Source organism: Micromonospora sp. NPDC000207, from assembly GCF_040300925.1.
In the GTDB taxonomy this organism is placed as follows: domain Bacteria; phylum Actinomycetota; class Actinomycetes; order Mycobacteriales; family Micromonosporaceae; genus Micromonospora.
The window spans coordinates 1-17,474 of sequence record NZ_JBEPEQ010000116.1 but is presented as its reverse complement, the minus strand read 5'-3'; the positions used below and the strand labels follow the sequence as shown (position 1 = coordinate 17,474).

11 protein-coding genes are annotated in these 17,474 nt (G+C 72.7%); 7 read left to right on the top strand and 4 right to left on the bottom strand.

Annotation, left to right across the window (positions count from 1 at the left end; genetic code table 11):
* Positions 1-1,958 (bottom strand): chorismate-binding protein (locus ABT336_RS23025; protein ID WP_350898941.1); only part of this gene is annotated, 1,958 nt, incomplete at its 3' end.
* Positions 1,959-2,242: 284 nt separating this feature from the next.
* Here ABT336_RS23025 and ABT336_RS23020 point away from each other — a divergent pair.
* From ABT336_RS23020 to ABT336_RS23010, 3 genes are all read left to right on the top strand, one after another.
* Positions 2,243-3,655 (top strand): FGGY family carbohydrate kinase, encoded by a 1,413-nt coding sequence (locus tag ABT336_RS23020; RefSeq protein WP_350898939.1) that lies wholly within the window; start codon positions 2,243-2,245, stop codon positions 3,653-3,655.
* 97 nt (positions 3,656-3,752) lie between these two features.
* Positions 3,753-6,329, top strand: coding sequence for a sensor histidine kinase (locus tag ABT336_RS23015; RefSeq protein WP_350898937.1), 2,577 nt, complete (start codon positions 3,753-3,755; stop codon positions 6,327-6,329).
* Positions 6,326-6,751 carry a roadblock/LC7 domain-containing protein gene (locus ABT336_RS23010; RefSeq protein WP_434740791.1) on the top strand — a complete coding sequence of 142 codons (426 nt, stop codon included), beginning with the start codon at positions 6,326-6,328 and terminating at the stop codon, positions 6,749-6,751. Before ABT336_RS23015 ends, ABT336_RS23010 begins: the two co-directional genes overlap by 4 nt.
* A gap of 97 nt (positions 6,752-6,848) precedes the next feature.
* Here the strand turns inward: ABT336_RS23010 and ABT336_RS23005 are convergent, their stop codons facing one another.
* Positions 6,849-8,333, bottom strand: coding sequence for a GH1 family beta-glucosidase (locus tag ABT336_RS23005; protein WP_350898935.1), 1,485 nt, complete (start codon positions 8,331-8,333; stop codon positions 6,849-6,851).
* Positions 8,334-9,255: 922 nt separating this feature from the next.
* Here ABT336_RS23005 and ABT336_RS23000 point away from each other — a divergent pair.
* Entirely contained in the window at positions 9,256-12,153 is a 2,898-nt protein-coding gene (locus tag ABT336_RS23000; protein WP_350898933.1) for a glycoside hydrolase family 48 protein, read from the top strand.
* A 282-nt stretch (positions 12,154-12,435) separates the two neighbouring features.
* Here ABT336_RS23000 and ABT336_RS22995 read toward each other — a convergent pair whose 3' ends face one another.
* Positions 12,436-13,227 carry a DUF3159 domain-containing protein gene (locus tag ABT336_RS22995; protein ID WP_350898931.1) on the bottom strand — a complete coding sequence of 264 codons (792 nt, stop codon included), beginning with the start codon at positions 13,225-13,227 and terminating at the stop codon, positions 12,436-12,438.
* 86 nt (positions 13,228-13,313) lie between these two features.
* On the opposite strand from ABT336_RS22995, the gene ABT336_RS22990 reads away from it, so the two are divergent.
* The 3 genes from ABT336_RS22990 to ABT336_RS22980 all read left to right on the top strand — a co-directional run bounded on the left by ABT336_RS22990 (position 13,314) and on the right by ABT336_RS22980 (position 15,720).
* Positions 13,314-14,201 carry a phosphatase PAP2 family protein gene (locus ABT336_RS22990; protein WP_350898929.1) on the top strand — a complete coding sequence of 296 codons (888 nt, stop codon included), beginning with the start codon at positions 13,314-13,316 and terminating at the stop codon, positions 14,199-14,201.
* A 99-nt stretch (positions 14,202-14,300) separates the two neighbouring features.
* Positions 14,301-15,131: an alpha/beta fold hydrolase gene (locus ABT336_RS22985; RefSeq protein ID WP_350898927.1), complete on the top strand. Its 831-nt coding sequence runs from the start codon at positions 14,301-14,303 to the stop codon at positions 15,129-15,131.
* Complete coding sequence (locus tag ABT336_RS22980; RefSeq protein WP_350898925.1) at positions 15,124-15,720, top strand: TetR/AcrR family transcriptional regulator; 597 nt, start codon at positions 15,124-15,126, stop codon at positions 15,718-15,720. Before ABT336_RS22985 ends, ABT336_RS22980 begins: the two co-directional genes overlap by 8 nt.
* A gap of 124 nt (positions 15,721-15,844) precedes the next feature.
* Here the strand turns inward: ABT336_RS22980 and ABT336_RS22975 are convergent.
* Positions 15,845-17,474 (bottom strand): transglutaminase TgpA family protein (locus tag ABT336_RS22975; RefSeq protein WP_350898923.1); only part of this gene is annotated, 1,630 nt, incomplete at its 5' end.

Below are 17,474 nucleotides of genomic sequence, written 5' to 3'. Positions count from 1 at the left end.
CGCTGCGCGGACCAGGCTTCGCCGGGGTGCAGTTCCACCCCGAGTCGGTGCTGAGCCCGGACGGCCAGCGGGCGACCCGGGTGGGCCAGCAGCGGCCCCACCAGCTCGGCGAGGACCGCCAGGCCGTCCGGGCTCAGCACCGACTCGGGGTGGAACTGCACCCCGGCGAAGCCTGGTCCGCGCAGCGCGTGCACCGTCTCGTCGGCGGGGTCACGGGCCACCTCCACCGGCCCGTACCCGGTGGGGAGCAGGTCGGTGGGGGACAGCGCGGTGAACGTCGAGTAGAAGCCGACCCGGCGGGCCGTCCCGAAGCAGTCGACGCGCCGCTGCAACCCCTGGTAGGGCGTCGGTCGACGGTGCAGCCCCAGGCCGAGATGCCGGGCCAGGACCTGGTGACCCAGGCAGACGCCCAGGACCGGGCGCCCCCGGGCCAGCAGCCCGGTGAGCAGCCGACCCAGCGCCACGACCTTCGGGTCGTCGCCGCCCGGGTCACCCGGTCCGGGACCCACCACCACCAGGTCGTGGTCGTCGAGGTCACCGGGCCGCTGCCAGCCCCGGACCTCGACCCTCAGACCGAGGGCGGTCAGCTGGTGGGCCAGCATCCCGGTGAAGGTGTCCTCGGCGTCCACGATCACCGCCCGGCGGCCGACCAGGTCAGGCCGGGCCGTGCTGCCCGGCGGGCGCTGGTCCAGCCAGAACCGGGCCAGCGGCGCGTTGCGGGCGGCCAGGGCGGCGCGTACCCGAGGGTCGTCGGCGAGCCGCGCCGGGGGGTGCGGGCCGGGGTCCGGGGCGTCGGGTCCGAGCCCCAGCGCCGCCAGGACCCCGGCGGCCTTGGCGTGGGTCTCGGCCACCTCACCGGCCGGGGTGGAGTGGCGGACCAGTGTGGCACCGACCTTGACCCGCAGCCGTCCGTCGGGGGTGAGTTCGGCGGTACGGATCAGGATCGGCGCGTCGAGGGTCTGCCGACCCGCCTCGTCCCGACCGAGCAGGGCCAGGACCCCGGCGTAGTAGCGCCGACCGGTCCGCTCGTGCCGGGCGATCACCCGGCAGGCGTTCTCCATCGGGCTGCCGGTCACCGTGGGGGCGAACATCGTCTCCCGCAGCACCTCCCGGACGTCCCGGGAACTCCGCCCGGCCAGCAGGTACTCGGTGTGCACCAGGTGGGCCATCTCCTTGAGGTACGGCCCCACGACCTGCCCGCCGTGCTCGGCGACCCGGGCCATCATCTTCAGCTCCTCGTCGAGGACCATGTACAGCTCCTCGACCTCCTTCGGGTCGTGCAGGAACCCCAGCAGCGCGGTGGGGTCGGCGACGGCCCCGGGGTGCCGGAACGTCCCACTGATCGGGTTCATCATGACCAGCCCGTCGTCGACGCTGACGTGCCGTTCCGGGCTGGCCCCCACCAGGGTCCGGGTGCCGGTGTGCACCACGAAGGTCCAGTACGCGCCCCGTTCCCGGGTCAACAGGCGGCGCAGCGCCGCCAGGGCGGCGCGCAGCGGCGACCCCTCCACCCGGGCGTCGAGGGTGCGGTGGAGGACGAAGTTGGCGCCCTCCCCCCGACCGATCTCCTCGGCCAGGACCCGGGCGACGGTCTCGGCGTACTCGTCGTCGGTGCTGTCGAACCGCGCGCCGGTGGCGACGACCGGGAGGTCCGGCAGGGCGGCACGGGCCTCGGCGGGGTCGATCCGCTCGACCGCGTCGACGACCAGGCACTCCAGCGGCATCGCGTCGTCGACGCAGTCGAACCCCCGTTCGGTGACCTGCCGGTAGGGGACCAGGGCCAGGGTGTGCGGCCCGGCCCCGGCGTCGGGCAGGGGCAGGTCGGCCAGCCCGTCGACGGTCCGCAGGACGCCGGTGAACAACTCCAGGTACGCGGTGCCCTCGCGGCGGACGAGGGCGAAGGGACCGGGATCGCGGCCGTCGGCGACGGCGGCGAGCAGCTCGGACAGGCGGGACATCGGTTCTCTCCTCGGGGACTGGGTGCCACCACGGGGCGGACCGGGAACCGGGAGAGACCGGCGGCCGCCTTCGGGGCGGCCGCGTCGGGAAGCTACGCGCGGGGGTGGGCCGCCGGGTCGGCGGGCCACCAGGAGAAGGACGGCGCGAGCATGTCCCCACCCTACGCGGCTCCCGGCGTCGGCCGGTACCGGTGTCCGCGTACCGGCGAAGGGGTGTCCCCGGACCAGGGGGTGGGTCGCGGAACGGGTTCCGGCGGACATCCGGTTGGGTACCGTGACCGTCGATGAGGATTCTCGCGCTCGACCTCGGCACCTCCTCGGTACGCGGGCTGGTGCTGGACGCGGACACCGAGGTGATCCCCGGTGCCCTGGCCCGGCGGGTGATGCAGGTCGACGCCACCGACGAGGGCGCGGGCACCCTGGACGGCCCCCGGTACCGGGCCGGGCTGACGGCCTGCCTGGACGAGTTGGCAGACGCCGGGCACCTGCGCGGGGTGGTCCTGGTGGCGGTCTGCGCCCAGTGGCACTCGGCGGTACCGCTGGACACCCGCCACGAGCCGCTCGGCCCGGTGTTGACCTGGCTGGACACCCGGGCCGTGCCGACGGCGGGCGCTGTCGGCCCGGTCGACCCGCACGCCTTCCACCAGCGCACCGGGGCGTGGTGGCACCGCACCTACTGGTCGGTGCGGCTGCCCTGGCTGCGGGAGCGGGTCTCGACCCGGGTGGCCCGGTTCGCCGGTCTGGCCGAGTACGTCCTCGGCGGACTCCTGGACGACGCGCCCATGTCGATCTCCCTGGCCTCCGGGACCGGGCTGCTGGACCTGCGGACACTGGGGTGGGACGCGGAAGCCTGCGAGCTGGCCGACGCCCACCCGGGCGAGCTGCCCGAACTCGCCCCCCAGGACTGGCGGGGGCGGCTGCGGGCCGAGTACGCCCGGCGCTGGCCCGACCTGGCCGGGGCGGACTGGCACGTGCCGTTGGGCGACGGAGCCGCCTCCAACGTCGGCTCCGGGTGCGTGGGCCCGGGCAGGGCGGCGGTGACAGTGGGGACCTCGGCCGCGGTACGGATGATCGAGGCGGTCCCCGCCGGTGGGCCGCTGCCGCCGTTGCCGCAACGGTTGTGGCGTTACCGGGTCGACCACGACCACGTGGTCACCGGGGCGGCGTACTCCGCCGGGGGGAACCTGTTCGCCTGGGCCGGCCGGGAGCTGCGGCTGCCCGAGGGCGCGGAGTTGGAGGCGGCGCTGGCCCGGATACCGCCGGACGGCGCGACCCCGGCCGACCCGCGCTTCGGTGGCGACCGTCCACCGGGTCTGGCCCCGGCCGGATCCGGGCGGATCGACGGGATCAGTTTCCACACCACGGCGGTGGAGATCCTCGCCGGGCTGAACCGGGGGCTCTGCCTCCAGGTCGCCGAGGACCTGCGGGTCCTGGAGCACACAGTGGACGAAGCCGTCGAGGTGGTGCTCGGCGGGGGCGCGATGGCGGCGTCGCCGTGGTGGCGGCGGGCCTTCGCCGCCGCGCTCGCTCCGCGTACGGTGCTGCACCAGCCGGATCCGGAGATCGGCGCGAGTGGCGCCGCGCTCGTCGCACTGGGCCGAATCGGTGACGCTCCGTGTCCGGTCGACATCGGCCGGACGGATGAGCCGGATTCACCGACCACGCCAGGTTCCACGCCCTGCGCGTATTCTTCCTGACCACGACCGCACCCCGACCCGTTGACACAGCTCACGAGCCTGGTTGGATGAACCCGCTCGCCGGTTCGCGGCGTGACGGGGACCGAGGAGGCAGAGAGTGGGCACACGTCCCGACTCGAATCCGGGCGGGGTGTCGAGCCACCGCCGACGCAGGTTCGACGTTCGGGTCGTACCCCATCGGCGTCGGTCGGCGTTGCGGCTCAGGGACTGGCGGATGGGCACCAAGCTCGCCACGGTCCTGGTCATCCCGACGTTGGCGTTCCTGGTGCTGGCCGGTGTGCAGACCGTCGGCCTGGTCGGCCGGACCACCACCCTGAGCGACTTCGCCGCCCAGGTGGAGGTGGGTCGGGAGATCAACGCCGCGGTGCACGCGTTGCAGCAGGAACGCGACCGGACCGCCGGTGAGCTGGCCGAACTGCGTTCCGCCGGGCGGCGCAACAACGGCGACGAGGCGATCGCCGCGCTGCGCCCGTTGCAGGAGAGGACCGACGGTGCGCTGGCGGACCTGCGTCGGGCCGCCGAACCGTTGGCCGACTCGGCTCCCTCGTGGCAGGTCGCCTACGCCGAGGTGCTGGAGGCGGCCGACCAGGTCGTCTACATCCGGGGTGCGGTACCGGCGGCGGTGCTGAGCAGCGACACCATCCTGAGCAACTACCACCGGGCGATCAACGCCCTGCTCGACCTGCTCGCCGAGCCCTCACCCGGTGAGGGGCAGCCGGCCCTGACCGAGTCGGTCCTGCGCTACGTGCAGCTGGCCCGGGTCAAGGAGCTGTCCAGCCGGGTCAGCGCCCAGCTCTACGAGGCCTCCCGCGCCGGGGAGTACGGCCTGGAGGACCAGGTCACCCTGACCGACCTGCGGGCCCAGCAGCTGACGGTGCTGGGGGCGTTCCGGGAGGCCGCCACCGACCCCCAGGTGACCCGCTACGAGCAGGTGTCCCTGGAACCGACCTTCGTGGCCGCCACCGAACTGGAGGAGAGCAGCCTGCCCACCGAGGGCAACGAGCCCGCCGTGCTCGCCGCAGACGAGTGGTGGTCGGCCAGCGGGCAGCGTCAGGACCTGCTCGGCGGGCTGCTGACCCAGGTGCTCGACGACGCGGTGGACCAGGCCAACGGGGCCAGCAGCAGTCAGCTGCGGCAGACCCTCCTGGTGGCCGGGGGGATCGCCACTGTGCTCGGCGCCGCGGTGCTGACCTCCGTGCTGATCGGCCGGTCGATCGCCAGGTCGATGCGGATGCTGCGGGGTCAGGCCCTGCGGATCGCCCAGGTCGACCTTCCCGACGCCCTGGACCGACTCCGTACGGTCAGCGGCGGGGTGCCCGAGATCGAGGTCTCCCCGGCGGTGGTCCGGTCGCTCGACGAGATCGGTGAGCTGGCCGAGGCGTTCGTCGCGGTGCACCGCAGTGCGGTCAGCGTCGCCGTCGAACAGGCGACGATGCGGCGCAACGTCAACGCCATGTTCGTCAACCTGGCCCGCCGTAGCCAGGTCCTCGTCGAACGGCAGTTGAAGCTCCTGGACGACCTGGAACGGGAGGAGGGCGACCCCGACCAGCTGGAGAACCTGTTCAAGCTGGACCACCTCGCCGCCCGCATGCGACGTAACGACGAGAGCCTGCTGGTGCTCGCCGGTTCCGAGTCGACCCGGCGGTGGAACCGGCCGGTGAACCTGGGTAACGTCCTGCTCGCCGCCAGCGCCGAGATCGAGCAGTACCAGCGGGTACGGCACGAGTCGGTGGGCGACGCGCGGCTGGTCGGACACGCGGTGGGGGACCTGGTCCACCTCCTGGCCGAGCTGCTGGAGAACGCCACCTCCTTCTCCCGCCCGGACACCACGGTGGTGGTCAACGCCTGGACCGAACAGGACGCCACCACCATCGAGATCGTCGACCAGGGTCTGGGGATGAGCGAGACCGCCCTGGCCGAGGCGAACCAACTGCTGGCGGCCCCACCTGCGGCCGACGTCGCCGCCTCCGAGCGGATGGGTCTGTTCGTGGTCAGCCACCTGGCCTCCCGGCACGGCGTCGAGGTCCGGCTGCACCCCGGCGACCGGTCCGGTCTGGTGACCCGGATCCGGCTGCCCGTCTCCCTGCTGGCCACCGACGACGCCGACCTGGACCTGCCAGGTGGTCCCCGCACCCCCCACGGTGTGCCTTCCGCGCCGACCGCCCCGACGGTCTCCCTGGTGGACGCACCCACCCTGGCCATCACCCCGGTGGTGGTGCCGGGGATTCCCGAGGTGTCCACCGCCGAGCAGCCGGCGGAGCTGCCGGTGGCCGGTCAGCGGCCCCGCCCGACGACAGTGCCCCGACCTCCCCGCCCGGTGCCGGTCCGCGCCGACGACGTGCTCACCCCGACCGGGCGGCAGGCACCCGAGAGCGGGTGGTGGTCGGCCCAGGGACCGGCACCGTCGACCGCCGGGTCGTCGGCGCCGCCGGAACGTCCGGTGACCGCCGGAACCAACGCCCAGGGTCTCCCGGTACGGGTGCCCATGGCCCAGCTCGCCTCGGTCAGCCAGCCGGCCCGGCCGCAGGAACCAGCGCGGCACGACCCCGACCCGGAGAAGGTCGGCGGCATGCTCTCCCGCTTCTACAGTGGGGTACGCAGAGCCGAGGTCGAGGAGACCAGTCAGATGTTCATGCCGCCGGCCGGCGGGCGCAGTGAAGGGGGACAACAGTGACGACGACGTTGAGCCAGGAGGCGCGTGACCTGAGCTGGCTGGTCAGCGCCTTCACCGAGCGGGTCCCGGGGGTGGCGCACGCGGTGGTGGTCTCCACCGACGGGCTGCTGGTCGCGATCTCCGACCACCTGCCCCGGGACCACGCCGACAAGCTCGCCGCGGTCACCTCCGGGCTGATGAGCATCACCGCCGGGGCGGCGCAGATGTTCGACGGTGACATCGTCAAGCAGACGGTGGTCGAGATGGGCCGGGGTTACTTCCTGGTCATGCAGATCCGGGACGGTTCCATCCTGGCCACGCTGGCCGCCGGGGACGCCGACATCGGTGTGGTCGGCTACGAGATGGCCCGGCTGGCCAAGCAGGCGGGGGAGATGCTCACCCCGGCGCTGCGGGCCGAGCTCCAGCAGGCCCTGCCCCGCTGAACCGACGACGGTCGGCCCGGTCCGGGTGGGACCGGGCCGACCGTCGTCGTACCTGCCGTCGGCCCACCGGGTGGGCGTGCCGACGGCAGCGGTCGGGTCAGAATCCGTTGTCGCTGATCACCTTCCGGTACCAGTGGGCGCTGCGCTTGAGGATCCGGCGCTGCGTGGCGTAGTCGACGTAGACCAGGCCGAAGCGCTGGTCGTAGCCGACCTCCCACTCGAAGTTGTCCAGCAGCGACCACACGTGGTAGCTCTCCAGCGGCACCCCGGCGGCGATGGCCCGGTGCGCGGCGGCCAGGTGGTCGCGGAGGAACTCGACCCGGGCGCTGTCGTCGACGGTGTCGTCGGCGGCCAGGACGTCCCGGGTGGGCAGGCCGTTCTCGGTCACGGTCAGCGGGATCGGGCCGTAGTCGCGGGTGACCCGGGTCAGGATGTCGAAGAACCCGTCCGGGTAGATCTGTTGCCAGTTGGCGACCGACGTGGGCCAGCGCTGTTCGGTGCCGCCGTCGGCGGTGACGTAGATCGGGGTGTAGTACTGCACCGCGAGCAGGTCCACCGGGGACGAGATGACGTCGAGGTCACCGTCGAGGATGCCGGTGGCCAACCGGCTGGTCGGCCCGAGGTCGGCCAGCACGTCGGTGGGGTAGCTGCCGCGCAGGATCGGGTCGAGGTAGAGGCGGTTCTCGTACCCGTCGTAGAGGCGGGTGGCCTCGGCGGCGGCGGGGGAGTCGTCGGCGGCGTAGCAGGGGTGCAGGTTGATCGCCGGTCCGATCCGGCCCGGCTCACCGGTGGCCCGGAAGGCCTGCACCGCCAGCCCGTGGGCGAGGTGCAGGTGGTGGGCGACCAGGTAGGCGGCGTCCGGGTCCTGCAGGCCGGGGGCGTGGTGGCCGCGCAGGTAGCCGTTCTGCACCACGGTCTTGGGCTCGTTGACGGTCAGCCAGACCGGGATCCGTTCGCCGAGGGCCCGGAAGACGATGTCGGCGTAGTCGGCGAAGCGGGCGGCGGTGTCCCGGGACTCCCAGCCGCCCTTGTCCTGGAGGGCCTGCGGGAGGTCCCAGTGGAACAGGGTGGCCATCGGGGCGATGCCCCGTTCGCGCAGCCCGTCGGCGAGCCGCCGGTAGAAGTCCAGACCGCGCTGGTTGGGGGTGCCGGTGCCGTCGGCCTGGATTCGGGTCCAGGAGATGGAGAAGCGGTAGCTGTCGAGGCCGAGGTCGCGCATCAGGTCGAGGTCGGCGGGCCACCGGTGGTAGTGGTCGGCGGCCACGTCGCCGGTGTCGCCGTTGCTGACCCGGCCGGGCGTACGGCTGAAGGTGTCCCAGACGGACTCACCTCGGCCGTCCTCCTTCGCCGCTCCCTCGACCTGGTAGGCGGAGGTCGCCGCGCCCCAGCCGAAGGTGGCGGGGAAGCGCAGGGCGACCTGCGGTTCGGCGCTCGGACCCCGGTCCTCGTCGGAGGCCGGCGCGGCGGTGGTGGGGCCGGCGGCCACTGCCGCGGCGGCGCCGAGGGGGGTGCCGGTCGCGCCGGTGGGCGCGGGGGACGACGCGGCGCGTTGTAGCAGACGCCGCCGGGTGAGCATCGACATTGGGCGTTCTCCTCACAGCAGGTTGCCTGCCACCGACGACCGGGAGCGCTCCCAGAATAGGGTAGGCGCGGCCGGTCCGCGTAACTGCCTGCGGTGGACCACGTTCTGACGGGGCCTGACGGACCACAGTCGGCGGCCGGATGGAAGGGGTGGAGCGGTCGACGGCTGCTGCCGAGGTCGACGCGGCCGGCGAACGGGCGCCGGGGGCGAGCGAGGTCGGCGGGGTGCGCCGCTTCTACAGCGAGCGAGGCCGTCCGGGTGGCGTACGCCTGTCCCGTCGGCCTCTTTTCCCGTCGAGGACGGGGGTTTAGTGTGGGGACGGGGGAGGGCAACCCCCGTCCCCAGCAGTGGTACTGCACACGCACTTGTGATTGTGGGATCCGCGTGCGTGGTGCGCGGGAGCCGGGCCACGCGAGTGGCTCTGGGTTCCACCTCCCTCCAGTGTCGGTGGGTCATCGGCTGGCGGCGGTGTCCGGGCTGGCCCGCCGTCAGCCCTCGGGCTGGTGTGCCGGGACGTCCGAGGACGACCCTGGGCTGTTTCCGTCGTTGTGCGTACGTTCGTCGATGGAAGCGCTCCCATCGGCGATGAAAGCGACTGTAACGCTCGTCACGGGTTTGTGAAAGCCCCTCAACGAGATTGAAACATCCAAGTGTCTCCCCTTGCTGTGGGAGCGCTTCCATGCAAGACTGTCGAACTACTGCGACGCGGAGCCAGTATCGCGCGAGCGTGGGTCGCCGAGGGCATCCCGGTCTCCGACCGGTACGGCACCCCCACGGTGGATTCCGGCGATCCACCGAGCCCGGCCCAACCGCCGGGCGACACCCCCACCCGAGCGCCTCCTTCCCCCCGCGTACGAACAGCACGTGTGGAGGTGCTCCGCCGGGACTCGCGCCCGGCCTGGCCCGAGGAGACACCGCGCACATGAGACTCAGGGCAAGTCGTCGCCGCGTGGCGATGCTCGCCGCAGCCGTGCTGGCCGTCGGCGGGGTTACCCTGCCGGCCGGTGCCGCACAGGCCGCCCCCGCCTGCGACGTCGTCTACACGACCAACGACTGGGGCAGCGGCTTCAGTGCCAACGTCACCATCAGGAACCTCGGCGACGCGATCAACGGATGGTCGCTGAAGTTCGCCTTCCCCGGCAACCAACGGGTCACCCAGGGCTGGTCGGCGAGGTTCAGCCAGACCGGCAACGAGGTGACCGCCACCAACGAGACGTGGAACGCCGCCATCCCCACCGGCGGCTCCACCAGCATCGGGTTCAACGGCTCGTACAGCGGCAGCAACCCGAAGCCCACCTCGTTCTCGGTCAACGGGGTCACCTGCGGCGGCACCGCGCAGAAGCCGCCCACCGTCGCCCTGACCGTGCCGGCCGGACCCTTCACCGCACCGGCGACAGTCCCGCTGACCGCCACCGCCGCCGACGAGGACGGCACGATCAGCAAGGTCGAGTTCTACCGCAACGGGCTGCTGGTCAACACCGACACCACAGCGCCGTACGCGTACAGCCTGGCGAACCTGCCGGCCGGTGACTACACGGTGCAGGCCAAGGCGTACGACAACACGAACCTCAGTGCGGTGTCGGAGAAGTCGTTCACCGTCAGCCCGGCCACCGGTCCGGCACTGGTGGCCACCCCCACCTCGGTCAGCGTGGCCGAGGGCGGTACGGCGACGTTCAACCTCAAGCTCAGTGGCGCCCCCTCGGGGACCGTGCCGGTGACGCTGACCCGTACCGGCGACGCCGACATCACCGTGTCACCCGCCTCGCTGAGCCTGACCACGGCGAACTGGTCCACCGGGGCCACCGTCACCGTCGCCGCGGCGCAGGACGCCGACACCGTGGGCGGGACCGCCACCATCACCGCCTCGGCCACCGGATACACCCCGGTGACCGTCACCGCCACCGAGATCGACGACGACGTGCCCGGCGGGGACAACGTCTGGGTGGAGCGGTTCCTGGCCCAGTACGGCAAGATCAAGAACTCGGGGTACTTCAGCCCCGAAGGGGTGCCTTACCACTCGATCGAGACCCTGATCGTCGAGGCTCCCGACCACGGCCACGAGACCACCTCCGAGGCGTTCAGCTTCTGGCTGTGGCTGGAGGCCAACTACGGGCGGGTCACCCAGAACTGGGCCCCGTTCAACAACGCCTGGACGGTGACGGAGAAGTACATCATCCCCTCCACCGCCGACCAGCCCACCGCCGGCTCGGCCGGTGACGCCCAGTACGCCGCCGAGAACGACCTGCCCAGCCAGTACCCGTCCGCGCTACAGCCGAACGTGCCGGTCGGCAAGGACCCGCTGCGCAGCGAACTGCAGTCCACCTACGGCACCGGCAACATCTACGGCATGCACTGGCTGCTGGACGTGGACAACGTCTACGGCTACGGCCGCTGCGGCGACGGCACCACCCGCCCGGCGTACATCAACACCTTCCAGCGGGGCACCCAGGAGTCGGTCTGGGAGACCGTGCCGCAGCCGTCCTGCGACACGTTCAAGCACGGCGGCCAGTACGGCTACCTGGACCTGTTCGTCAAGGAGTCCAACGCCCCGGCCAAGCAGTGGAAGTACACCAACGCCCCGGACGCCGACGCCCGCGCCGTCCAGGCCGCCTACTGGGCCCTGGTCTGGGCCAAGGAGCAGGGCAAGCAGGCCGACATCGCGGCCACCGTGGCCAAGGCCGCCAAGATGGGCGACTACCTGCGGTACGCGTTGTTCGACAAGTACTTCAAGAAGGTCGGCAACTGCGTCGGGGCCAGCACCTGCCCGGCGGGCAACGGCCGGGACTCGGCGCACTACCTGCTGTCCTGGTACTACTCGTGGGGCGGGGCGTACGAGGCCAACCAGAACTGGTCGTGGCGGATCGGTTCCAGCCACAACCACTTCGGCTACCAGAACCCCTTCGCGGCCTGGGCCATGACCAACACCCCGGAGCTGGCGCCGAAGTCGCCGACCGCGGCGGCGGACTGGACCAAGAGCCTGGAGCGGCAGCTGGAGTTCTACACCTGGCTCCAGTCCGCCGACGGTGGCATCGCCGGTGGCGCGACGAACAGCTGGGGCGGGCACTACGGCCAGCCGCCGGCCGGGACCTCCACCTTCTACGGCATGTTCTACGACGTCGACCCGGTCTACAACGACCCGCCGTCGAACCAGTGGTTCGGCATGCAGGCCTGGTCCATGCAGCGTATCGCCGAGCTGTACCTGCAGACCGGCAACACCAGGGCCAAGGCGCTGCTGGACAAGTGGGTGCCGTGGGCGATCGCGAACACCACCGTCGGGTCGAACTGGTCGATCCCGGCCGACCTCAAGTGGACCGGGCAGCCCACCACCTGGGCCGGCTACCCGCACACCAACGCCAACCTGCGGGTCGAGGTCATCTCCACCGGGCAGGACGTCGGCATCGCCGCCGCCTACGCCCGGACCCTGATCGCGTACGCGGCGAAGTCCGGCGACACCGCGGCGAAGACCACCGCCAAGGGGCTGCTGGACGCCCTGCACGCGGCGAGCGACGCCAAGGGCGTCTCCACCCCGGAGACGCGCGGTGACTACCGCCGCTTCGACGACACCTACGACGCCTCCACCGGGCAGGGCCTGTACATCCCGCCGGGTTGGACGGGTCGGATGCCCAACGGGGACCAGATCGCCGCGGGCAAGAGCTTCGTCGACATCCGTTCCTTCTACAAGAACGACCCCGACTGGCCGAAGGTCCAGGCCTACCTCGACGGTGGACCCGAGCCCGTCTTCAACTACCACCGGTTCTGGGCTCAGGCCGACGTCGCCATGGCGTACGCCGACTACGGCAAGCTGTTCCCGAACGGGTGACCCCTGTCCTCCGGGTGGACGTCTGGTACGTCCGCCCGGAGGAGCCGACCGGATCCGGGGATGGACGACTCCCGGTCGGCGACCGGCCTGATTCCCACGATCAGGCCGTGGTGGGCCGGTCGTCCGGCCAACGCAGCGGATCGGCCGGCCCACCACACCGCAGCCGTACGGCGTTTTCCTGTGCACATACCGGAAAAGACGGGCGCGAGGGATAACGCGACGGCGAAGGACGGAGTAACGTACGTCACCGGAGAGGCCGCTCCCCCCGTGGCGGCCTCTCCATCATCTTTTCGGCTCGACCGATCCTGGCTCGACGGGCGCGCCTGGCTCGACCGACCCTGGGTCGACCGACGCACCTGGCTCGACAGGCGGGTCGGGGTCGACAGGCGCACCTGGGTCGACAGGCGCACCTGGGTCGACAGGCGCGTCGGGGTCGACCGGATGGCGCAGCCCCGGGTGGCCGGGCGGCAGCGACCGGCGGATCACCACCCAGCTCACCGCGATGGCGGTGGCCACCAGCGGCCAGGTCAACGCGATCCGGGCCACGACGAGGGCGACCACCTCACCGGAGAGCCACAGCGGAACGAAGACCGCCAACCGCACCACGTAGGTGGCCGCCCACACCCAGCTGCCCCGGCTGTAGGCGCGGACCAGCGCGGGGTCGCGCCGCCACCGCCCCCGCTGGCCGAGCGCCGCCGCGACCACCACTCCGAGCAGGGGCCACCGCACCACGATGCTGACCGCCCAGACGAGGGTGCTGGCCGCGTTGGAGAGCAGTTGCAGCAGGAAGAAGTCGGCGGCCCGCCCGGTCCGCAACGCGATCAGGGCGGCCACGCAGACCGCGAGCAACCCGATGAGCACCGAGCGGGGCCGGTCCCCGCGCCGCAGCCGCCAGCCCGCCAGGGCGAGCCCGGCCAGCACCGCCGCCCACACCCCACCCCAGAGCGAGTCGCCGCCGACGAACCAGCCGACCGCGAACGCCACCGGGGGGACCGTCGCGTCGACGGCCCCGCGTCGACCACCGAGCAGATCACCGAGTGACTCCGGTCGCTGCTCTCCTGTGCTTCCGGTCACGTCATCCCCTCACGTCCGCACTCCAACCTAAACGTCGCAGGCTTCGGTGGGCCAACGATGGACCGGCCGTGTCGGGCGGCTAGGGTTTGCGGGTGCGAGCGACGGCAAGGGGTTGGACCGCAGTCTGGTTGGTCGTACTGGCCCTGGCCCAGATGGGAGCCTTCGTCGTCCTCTGGCGACTCGCCGTGCACACCCCCCTCGGGCAGTGGCTCGACACCGTGGCGCTGACCGGTAACCAGATCGGCCGCGCCCAGGTCACCGGCCCGGTCAACAAGATCCTCAACGCGATGTCGGTGGTGTCCCTGCTCGCCGCGACCGCCTTCATCGGGTTCATCGCCCTGATCCGGGGACGGGTCGCGCTGGCCATCACCGCCACCCTGCTCATCGGCGGGGCCAACATCACCACCCAGATCCTCAAGTACGGAATGGACCGGCCGGACTTCGGCGTCGACCCGGAGCGGGCCTTCGTCGGCAACAGCCTGCCCAGCGGGCACACCACGGTCGCGGCCTCGGTGGCGGTGGCGCTGATGCTGGTCCTGCCCCCGAAGGTGCGGGTGCTCGGGACGGTCCTCGCCGCCGGGTACGCCGCGATCGCCGGGGTGGCCACCCTGTCGGCCAGCTGGCACCGGCCCAGTGACGCTGTCGCCGCGTACCTGGTCGTGGGGGTGTGGGCGGCGCTGGCCGGTCTGGTCCTGCTGCTCACCCAGCGGGAGGACGCGAAGATCAGCACCGAGGACGCGCATCGGATGGCAGCCATCCTGCTGGGCGGGGCGGGGCTGGTGGCGATCTGCGTGTCGGCGGTGGCGCTGGCCTGGCTGGTCGACCTGCCTCGGGTCGCCCCCGACCAGCTCACCCGACGGCCCCTGTTCGCCGGGTACGCGGGCAGCGCGGCCGGGATCGCCGGGGTGATGGGTGTGGTGGCGGCCCTGATGCTCGCCGTGGTGCACCGGCTGGTCCCTCGCCACAAGGGCTGACCTGACTCCTGGATCGTCCGACCCGGCACCCTTGCCACTATTGGCTAATGGGGTTAGCCTTATAGCTAACCTACGTAGCTTCTGATGGGGGTGCGAACCATGACCGAGCTGCTGACCCTGGCAGACGGAACGATCGCCTACGACGTGACCGGCGAAGGACCCCTGGTGGTCCTCGCCCCCGGCGTCGGAAACGGACGCGACGCGTACCGGTTCGTCACCCCGCACCTGGTGGCCGCCGGATACCGGGTCGCCACCGTCGACCTGCGCGGATCCGGGGAGTCCAGCGTCGGCTGGCCGTCCTACAGCCGTACCGCCATCGCCGGTGACCTGATCGCCCTGATCCGCCACCTCGGCGGCCCGGCCGTGCTGGTCGGCCACTCGATCTCCGGCGGCGCCGCCACCATCGTCGCCGCCCAGGCACCCGACCTGATCACCGGCATCATCGAACTGGCACCCTTCACCCGCACCCAGTCGATGCGGCTGGGAGACCTCCGACACGGCCCCTACCGCCGAGGCGCGCTCCGACTGGTCGGCACCCTGCTGGGCAGCCGCTCGTCCTGGCAGCGGTACCTCGACGTCGCCTACCCCGGGACGAAACCCGCCGACTGGGCCGCCCACCTCGCCGGAATCGACGCCATGCTCCGCGAGCCCGGCCGGATGCAGGCCCTCCAGAGCATGCTCCGGTCGGCACCCACCGACGCCGGAACCCACCTGGCCGACGTACGCTGCCCGGCCCTGATCATCGAGGGATCCCTCGACCCGGACTGGGTCGACCCACGGGCCGAGGGCGAGGCGATCGTCGCCGCGATGCCGACCGGCCTGGCCCGACTTGAGATGATCGACGGCGCGGGCCACTACCCGCACGTCCAGTACCCCGCCGAAACGGTGGCCCTGATGCTCACGTTCCTCCGGACCGACGCCCATGCCTAGGGCCGGCCTCGCGCTGCCCGCCGTGATCACCGCCGGGGCGGAACTCGCCGACGAGGTCGGCCTGCCCCACCTGACGATGGCCCTCCTCGCGGAACGGGTCGGCGTCCGGACCCCGTCGCTCTACAAGCACGTCGAATCCCTGGACGCCCTGCGCCGCGGCATCGGCGTCCAGGCCCTGCGCGAGTTCGGCGAGGCGATGTCCCGGGCCGCCGTCGGCCGATCCGGCCCCGACGCCGTCCGCGCGATCGCCGACGCCTACCGCCGCTGGGCCCGCGACCACCCCGGCCGGTACGCCGCGACGCTGCGCGCACCCGCCGCCGACGGCGCGGACGAGGAGTACCGCCGGGTCAGCGACGACGTCGTGCACATCCTGTTCGACGTCCTCGCGGGCCTCGACCTCCCCGACCCGAACGCCGTCGACGCCGCCCGTGCCCTGCGATCGGCCCTGCACGGGTTCGTCACGATCGAGGCCGCCGGTGGCTTCGGCCTGCCCCGCGACGTCGACCGCAGCTACCGGTTCCTCGTCGACACCCTCGTCGCCGGCCTCCGACACGGCACCGACACCCGGGACGGCACCGCCCCCCGCTGACCGGACCGGGGCACCGCACACCCGGGGGCCGACCAGAGACGCCACCGCAGCGGGCCGGGACACCGGTGGGCCGGTCAGCGACGCCACCGCAGCGGGCCGGGGCACCCCACTCCTGGGGGGTCGGTCAGGGACGCCACCGCAGCGGGCCGGGGTGGACCGTCCAGAGCAGCCGACGCCACCACGGGCGCAGCCCCCTCAGCCCCGCGACGTACCGGCGGGCCGCCGTGACCGCCCGTTCGGCCTGGGCGGGGGTGGCGGTGCCCGGGGCGAACGCCACCTGGTTGAGCAGTTCGGCCAGCTCGACCACGCCGTCACCCACCACCGGATCCGCCGCCCCCGCCTTGCCGGACATGGGCGGGGCGGCGGCCCGCAGGACCTCCCGGGCCCGGGCCGCCACCTCCGTCGCGGCCAGGTCACCGCCGACCGGATGCCCCGCCAGCCGCAACGCGTCGGTCACCTCCCGCCAGGCGCCCGCTATCCGCCGGGACGGGTCGTCGACCCCCAACCGGGACCGGCTCCGCGCCCGACGCAACCCCGCCAGTGTCACCAGCACCCCCACCACCAGCACCAGGACCCCGCCGACAACGCCCACCACCAGCACCGCCACCGGCACCCCCGCCGACCCGTCCGGCGGCTGCGGGGCGGCGACAGGCTCCGGGGTGTCGGTCGGCTCCGGGGTCTCCTCCGGGACGTCCGGCGGCGGGGTCTCCTCCGGCCGGGGACGGAAGTCCTCCTCCACCGGACGCGGGTCCTCGTCCGGGCGGGGGAGCGGGTCGAACGCCACCCACCCCAACCCGTCGAACAGGACCTCCGGCCACGCGACGGCGTCGGCCGCCCGGACCGGACCGTCAGCGCCGGGCCGGAACCCCACCACCACCCGGGTCGGCAACCCCGACAACCGACCCAGCACCGCGAACGCCGCCGCGAACTGCTCGGAGGTCCCCCGCTGCCCGCCCGCGTTACGCGGCCCGAACAGGAAGAACTCCAGATTCGGGTACGCGTGCCCGCTCGGCGCGTCGGCCACCACCCGGTAGTGCTCGGCGAGGAACTGCTCGATCGCCCCTGCCCGCGAGTAGGGGGCACCGTTCTCCTCGGCCAGCTGCCCGGCGAGGCGACGCACCGAGTCGGGCACCCCGTCGGCGACCTGCACCACCCGGGCGACCTCCGCACCCGCCGGGACGTTCACCGTCGGCAGGAGGTTCGTGTCGGGACGCTCCCGGGCCGACGTCACCGCGTACCGCAGCCCCGACGTCAACCCCTCCGGGTGGATCAGCGTCCCGGTCGTCGCGTCGTACGCCACCCGCGCCCCGGTGACCTCCCGAGGGGTGGCCACGGCGGGCAGGAGACGGCCGGTGAGGTCGGCGACGGTGATCTCCTGCCGGACCTCGTCGACCGAGCTGTACGTCGCCGCCTCGGTGGCCGGGAGGATCCGCCCCGCGTTGCGGTACGTCGCCCCCACCCGCCAGGTCACCCCGTCGTAGTCACTGAGCACGGCGAGCCGGATCCGAGGCGGGACCACCCCGGCGTCACCACCGAGGGTGGTGACCTCCAGGAGACGCTGCTGCGGGTTCAACGCCCACCCGGAGATCCGGATCAACGGATTCTCGTCGAGCGACTCCACCTGCGGTGGCTCGACGTACCGACGGGGATCCACAGGTCGCCTGTCGACGAGGGCGGCGACCGCCGGACCGATCAGCGCAGCGGCGGCCACCACCACGACCACCCCGGCCGCAGACGTGGCGGCGAGGCGGACC

Excerpts from the sequence above, each read along its gene's own strand:
- ABT336_RS23020 (WP_350898939.1), top strand. The coding sequence starts at position 2,243 with ATGAGGATTCTCGCGCTCGACCTCGGCACCTCCTCGGTACGCGGGCTG.
- ABT336_RS23005 (WP_350898935.1), bottom strand. The coding sequence starts at position 8,333 with ATGTCGATGCTCACCCGGCGGCGTCTGCTACAACGCGCCGCGTCGTCC.
- ABT336_RS23000 (WP_350898933.1), top strand. The coding sequence starts at position 9,256 with ATGAGACTCAGGGCAAGTCGTCGCCGCGTGGCGATGCTCGCCGCAGCC.
- ABT336_RS22985 (WP_350898927.1), top strand. The coding sequence starts at position 14,301 with ATGACCGAGCTGCTGACCCTGGCAGACGGAACGATCGCCTACGACGTG.
- ABT336_RS22980 (WP_350898925.1), top strand. The coding sequence starts at position 15,124 with ATGCCTAGGGCCGGCCTCGCGCTGCCCGCCGTGATCACCGCCGGGGCG.